Consider the following 2264-nt stretch of genomic DNA (forward strand, 5'->3'; position numbering starts at 1 on the left):
ATTCATCTCACCACCTTAGAGGTGGGAGAATTCTTGCTTATTTCATGTTAAAATTCTTTTTTTATTTTAAACTGTCTTTTTTTGCCCCATAATATCTACAGTTTTTTCGCATTTTCCGCTCTCAAAACCCTAAAAACATGAGAAAGCCGCATCTCTGCTGTTTTGAAGCAGTGTCTCAATTTCATCATCCTTCAAATCAAATGTTTTCTCCATTAATTCCAGTTCACTTTCCACCGTCACGCAGGAAACTGTCATGTTGTCTGTATTAATTGTTGCTTTTATACCTTCCTCCAAAAAATACATCAGAGGATAGTCTGTAATATTTTTAAATATTTTAGTATTCATATTACTGGTCGGACAGAGTTCCAAAGGGATCTTATCTGCGGCAAGCCGCCTCACCAGGACAGGATCTTCGATACAGCGTACACCGTGACCGATCCTCTCTGCACCAAATTCCAGTGCTTTCCATATACTTCTCGGTCCATCCGCTTCACCCGCATGGATTGTAAAAGGAATATTATATTTACTCGCTATCTTAAAAACATCTTCAAACTGTTCTGTAGGAAACAGACCTTCTGCCCCTGCCAGATCGAGAGCCACAACGCCCTTTCCAAGATATTCCGCTGCTGCTGCTACGGTTTCCATGTTCTCTCTCTTATTATCATTTCCACGCATACAGCACAATATGAGACCCGCATCCATCCCCTGCCCGGAGGATAACTTTTGAAACGCTTCCAGTCCTCTGACAGCAGCTGCAACCACTTGTCTCTGACTGAGCCCCAGTTTTGTATGAAGCTGGGGAGCAAAGCGTATCTCCGAATAGACCAGTCCCTGCGATTCCTGAAGTCTTAGAAGTTCACAGACGCTCCATGTCAATGCCTCTTCTCTTTGAAGCAATTGGGACGGGTACTGGAATTTTGTAAGATATGCATTCAGATCCGGGCAATCTTCCGGAACAACTAACAAATCTTTTAATGCTGCATCTGTCTTTTGATCCATATGCTGCATGGCCGCCAAATGACGTGCCATAAAAAAACTCAAAGATCCATCCAAATGAACATGAAGATCGATCAATTTTTTACCTTTTATCATTCAAACACCCACTCAGCTTCTTTAAAGCCAACGAGTACACGATTTTCCTCAATAATTAAAGGACGTTTGACAAGCATGCCATCCGAAGCCAGAAGTTTGATCTGATCTGTCTCCGGCATCTGAGCCAGCTTATCCTTAAGTCCCATTTCCTTATATAATTTTCCGCTTGTGTTAAAAAACTTTTTCACCGGCAAACCGCTCATCTGAATCCATTTCGTCAACTCATCTTCTGTCGGACGCTCCTCAACAATGTGACGATCGATAAAATCCACCTGATTCTCTTCTAAATATTTCTTTGCTTTTCTGCATGTAGAACATTTTGGATACTCAACAAATAATCGACTCATATTAATTCCTCCTAATATCATATATAGAGTATTCTACCACCTTTTTCTTCCCATGACTAGAGTGGATGGCGTGACCCCTTGCAAAGCCATGCTTTATCCGATATAATAAGTTCACTACTATTCAAAGGAAAAAAGGAGTCTCTATGATTTTAAATGTAAAAAACTTAAGCCACGGTTTCGGTGACCGTGCCATCTTTAATAATGTTTCTTTTCGCCTTCTAAAAGGGGAACATATCGGACTCATCGGTGCAAACGGCGAGGGAAAATCAACCTTTATGAATATTATCACGGGGCATCTGATGCCTGATGAGGGAACTGTCGAGTGGGCGAAGAATGTACGTGTCGGCTATCTTGATCAGCATGCCGTCCTTGAAAAAGGTATGACGATCCGTGATGTATTAAAATCCGCTTTTCAGTTTTTATTTGAACTGGAAGAGAATATGAATCAGATGTTTGAACAGATGGGGGAAGCTTCTCCTGATGAGATGGAAAAACTTCTGGAAGAGACAGGTACGATTCAGGATCTTCTAGAACAGCATGATTTTTATCAGATTGATTCGAAAGTTGAAGAAATCGGACGGGCACTTGGCCTCACAGATATCGGACTTGACCGGGATGTGACCGAGCTTTCCGGAGGTCAGAGAACAAAAGTCCTTCTCGGGAAACTTCTTCTCGAAAAGCCGGACATTCTGCTTTTAGACGAGCCGACAAACTACCTGGATGAACAGCATATTGAATGGCTTAAACGTTACCTGAACGAATATGAGAATGCTTTCATTCTCATTTCCCATGACATACCTTTCCTCAACAGCGTCATCAATCTGA

At 41.7% G+C, this 2264-nt stretch carries 3 protein-coding genes; 1 reads left to right on the forward strand and 2 read right to left on the reverse strand.

Going from position 1 to position 2264, the window contains the following annotated elements; all coding sequences use genetic code 11:
- Positions 1–129: 129 nt before the first annotated feature.
- Positions 130–1092, reverse strand: coding sequence for an adenosine deaminase (add, locus tag QZZ35_RS11295; RefSeq protein ID WP_291237495.1), 963 nt, complete (start codon positions 1090–1092; stop codon positions 130–132).
- Positions 1089–1439, reverse strand: coding sequence for an arsenate reductase family protein (locus QZZ35_RS11300; protein WP_291237496.1), 351 nt, complete (start codon positions 1437–1439; stop codon positions 1089–1091). Before QZZ35_RS11300 ends, add begins: the two co-directional genes overlap by 4 nt.
- 143 nt (positions 1440–1582) lie before the next feature.
- On the opposite strand from QZZ35_RS11300, the gene QZZ35_RS11305 reads away from it, so the two are divergent.
- On the forward strand, positions 1583–2264 hold a 682-nt coding region (locus QZZ35_RS11305), incomplete at its 3' end, for an ATP-binding cassette domain-containing protein (protein WP_291237497.1).

The organism is Frisingicoccus sp. (genome assembly GCA_016298055.1).
Lineage (GTDB): Bacteria > Bacillota > Clostridia > Lachnospirales > Lachnospiraceae > Frisingicoccus.